Annotated in this window: 4 protein-coding genes; 1 reads left to right on the plus strand and 3 read right to left on the minus strand. The window is 63.3% G+C overall.

Annotated features, from left to right (window positions below; all coding sequences use genetic code 11):
* The first annotated feature begins 121 nt into the window (after positions 1–121).
* The gene (locus CN97_RS19595) at positions 122–613 is read left to right on the plus strand and encodes a helix-turn-helix domain-containing protein (RefSeq protein WP_035715260.1); all 492 of its coding nucleotides are present in this window, start codon (positions 122–124) and stop codon (positions 611–613) included.
* 34 nt (positions 614–647) lie between these two features.
* On the opposite strand, the gene CN97_RS20845 is transcribed toward CN97_RS19595, so the two are convergent.
* The 3 genes from CN97_RS20845 to CN97_RS19610 all read right to left on the minus strand — a co-directional run bounded on the left by CN97_RS20845 (position 648) and on the right by CN97_RS19610 (position 3,364).
* Positions 648–806, minus strand: coding sequence for a hypothetical protein (locus CN97_RS20845; RefSeq protein WP_156969595.1), 159 nt, complete (start codon positions 804–806; stop codon positions 648–650).
* 621 nt (positions 807–1,427) lie between these two features.
* Positions 1,428–2,030 carry a methyltransferase type 11 gene (locus CN97_RS19605; protein ID WP_035715265.1) on the minus strand — a complete coding sequence of 201 codons (603 nt, stop codon included), beginning with the start codon at positions 2,028–2,030 and terminating at the stop codon, positions 1,428–1,430.
* Positions 2,027–3,364, minus strand: coding sequence for a DUF3560 domain-containing protein (locus CN97_RS19610; protein ID WP_035715267.1), 1,338 nt, complete (start codon positions 3,362–3,364; stop codon positions 2,027–2,029). The genes CN97_RS19605 and CN97_RS19610 overlap by 4 nt, the downstream gene beginning before the upstream one ends.
* Positions 3,365–3,398: the final 34 nt, after the last annotated feature.

Genomic DNA, 3,398 nt, shown 5'->3' on the forward strand with positions numbered 1-3,398 from the left:
GCGGTCACTCGGGCAGGGAGGTCCAGGGCGATAGCCCTAGACCGGTCGGCACGAGGGATGCGCCCAGAGGCTTGATCTCGCGTTCTCGAACGTGGAATAATTTATCCAAAAGGAGACGTTCATGGATAAATCGGCACTGATCGGAATGCGTCTTGAACAAGCGATCCGCAAATGCGGGATGACCCTGCGCGATGCGGAAGAACGGTTCGGCATCAGTAAAAGCGCCCTGTCCAACTATATCAACCTCAACCGGACGCCCAAGGCGGACTTTCTTGCGCTGGTCGTGTCGAAGCTGAACGTGGACGCGCACTGGCTTCTGACAGGAGAAGAAACCCGCAAACCTAACCTGCACGATCACACAAGGGTCTTCCGAACTTACCAATTGGCACGGGATGCGTTTCTGGCGGTCGAAGCGGCACCGCTCCCTTCGCAGGTGTCAGGGGAGGTGTTGGAGAACATGCGATCGGCGGGCGAAGCGTTGCACCAGCTCGGGGGCATGGACGCGATGCACGCGGCGATCCAGAACTTCTTTCCGGACGACAGCGGCCGGACCTATCGGGCCTTGGGCATCCTGAATGATTTTTGGGACGGGATCGGGGCGTGGCAGCGGTAGAAAAGGCCCGCCGCAAGGCGGGCCGGGACGCCGCTCAGGCGTCCTTGTCCTTTCGTGGTTCAGTGAGGTCGCGGGCATACCTGACTTCGACCTTGAGGAAGCCCGGAACGCTTAGGGCGACGGAGACGCTGATTTTCGCCTTGGTGGTGAGGGATTTCAGGATCGAGCGCAGAGTGGCGAGGATCTTGGTCATGATGGTAGCTCCTTTGAGTGAGTGTCGATTGCGGCTCAAAGGTGCGAAGGCTTTAAGGACTGGTGCACCCGCAGGGTCGGAACGCAGTGGAGAAGGGCGCAGCCCTTGCGCCGATCCGGGCCGAAGCAAACTGAGCAGCAATAAATCGACAGTCACTCAAAGGAGCGGGCCGCCATCAGGTCGGATGCCCAGAACGGCGCGCTCGATCCTGAAATCCCGGTGGTGGCAAATGGCCCCGGTGCTGCGTTCCGGGCTTTCTCAAGGTCGGGCCGCACCAGCGGCCTGACCTTTGAGGCGACGGCGCCGAAGGCGCCCCCGCGCGGGCAGCGCGAGCCGGTCCTGGCGCTGTCCCTGAAAGGGGCGGCGGCGGGATCGGACAACCGCCTCGCCTCCCTTCGTGCTATGGGGGCGCGTCCGGCTCGGCGGCTGCAAGCCCCGGCAAAGCCGGGGTGGAAAACCGCCCTCCAACCGTAAGCGCAATGGCAGGTGCGCTTTCTTTTTCCCGCGCAGCGGTCCCGCGCGGATAGCGCAAGGCCGGTGACAGGGGCGCCCTCGGGCGTTCCTGTCATCGGGCACCATGACCACGAACGAAAAGAGGGGCCTCGCGGCCCCCCATGTCGATCAACTGCACTGAATCCTTATGATTTTGGTATGCACCCGCGCCGCGCTGAACGTGTCGGGCGGCAGGGTTTCCAGATGCTCGGCATCGGGATGCTCGAACGTGACCGGCACCAGTGCGACCAGCGTTGCGGCGTCGTGACCGCCTCGCCCAAGAAGCGACAGCGCAGCGGCAACGTGCTTTCGCAATTCGCGGAAAGGCGGATTCATGAGGATGCGGGGAAACTCGACCTTGCTGCGCGCCTCGTCGGCATATTCCAGAAAACAGCGGTGCAGCGTCGGGCCGATCTTGTGCAGCGTGGCTGCAAGGGCGTGATGCCGCTCGATCAGGGTCAGTTCGCGCGGGCTGTGTCCGGACGCGATCAGCGCCCGCGCAAGCTGGCCGGTTCCGGCGCTTGGCTCTAGCGTCAGATAATCGCCCACGGGTCCGAGATATTCGACCATGCGCCGCGCTACATCGTCGGGTGTGACATGGCATTCCGTGGCACGGTCCACGGCGATTACCTCCGGCACGGCGTCCAGCGCCAGGGCGGGCGCGTCCCGTCGCGCCCTGACCGGAATGGTCAGGGGCTTTGCGGGGCGGGAATACATGGCGGGGCGGGTCATGCCGCGGCCTCCATGTCCTTGACGCTCTCGGGCGTGTCGTGCTGCTTCTGGTCGGTGATGAGAATAGCCGCCCATCCGGCCATATAGCGGGGGCCTTCGTGCTTCGGGTTCGGTGCGATCCGAACGCGGAAACCGCCGCAAGTGGAAAGGCGGGTGCCGCGCTGCTCGGCGTAGATCCTGGCATATTCCGCCTTGGTCAATTCGATCTGGGGCAGGTCCTGGGCCTCGCGGCGGTGCGGATTCACCACGGAAACCGTGCCGGATGGGGCTTTGAAATTGAGGATCGGGGGCTTGGCGTCTTTCTTCGCGGGGGGCAGGTAGCCACAAGACTGCATCAGGTCGCGCCATTCGTCGGCTGACAATTCAAGGCCCGATCCTTGGGCGATATGCGCGGGCAACGGGGCTTCGCATTCCACGGCGAAAAGGTCGGTGTCCAGCTTCGACCCTTTCGGCTTGTCGGCCCCATGTTCGCGGACGAACATCTGCAAAAGGGTCGGGGTGATCTCTCCATCATAGCGCGGCACCTCGCCCAACATCTCCCGTTCATAGGACAGGCGGTTGAGGGTGTGCATGATCCAGCGCGACAGGTTGCCGCTCTCGATGGTCGAACGCGCTCCGGCCATGGCCTTTTCGCGGGCCTCCTGCGGGGTCATCTCGCCCCGCTCAACGGGCGAATACAGGTTGAACGAATACAGTTCGCCAATGCCAAGCGCCGCGCGGATATGGTCGTCCGTGGTCAGCTTCTCCCATGTCGCAAGGGCTTTGTGCGCGGTGTTCAGCTTTCGTTGCAGGTCGCGCAACTCGGCCAACAGGCCATGAATCCGCCGCGCCCGCACCCTTGGATCGTTCTTGTGGTTCGCGTGGGCCTCGACGCCTTCGGCCCGATACTGCCAGTAGCCAATGGCCTTATGGGCTTTGCTGGCCTTGTCCTGTGCGCTGTGCATCCGCTCTTGCGTCTTGCGGGCCTTCCGCTCGGAATGGTGGCCCACAAGGATCGGCTGCCCAAACTCGAACGCCTTAGACAGTTCGTTGGCGGCGCGGGAAAAGGCGCTGGCCTCAGCGGCGCGTTTGTCCGCGATGGCGTCCAGCCGGTCGGCTTTCATCTGGGCGCGTTCGGCCAAGGTCATTTCCTCCGGCTCGATCTCGCCCGCCAGTTCCAGCGCCAAATCCTCGCGGGCGCAGGACCACGAGGGGGCCACGAAAAGCTCCTGTTTCGGTGCCCATTTGAAACCGGCATCCTTCACGCGCTGGAAAGTTTCGGCATCGAGACGGGCGGAAGCATAGAGGCGGATTTTGTTGTCCTCGGGCGAGTAGGTCGCGGAAATCGTGGTCATCTGGTCTTTCCTTTCGTGTTGCGGCTGGCGGTTC

It is taken from the genome of Haematobacter massiliensis, from assembly GCF_000740795.1.
Taxonomy (GTDB): domain Bacteria; phylum Pseudomonadota; class Alphaproteobacteria; order Rhodobacterales; family Rhodobacteraceae; genus Haematobacter; species Haematobacter massiliensis.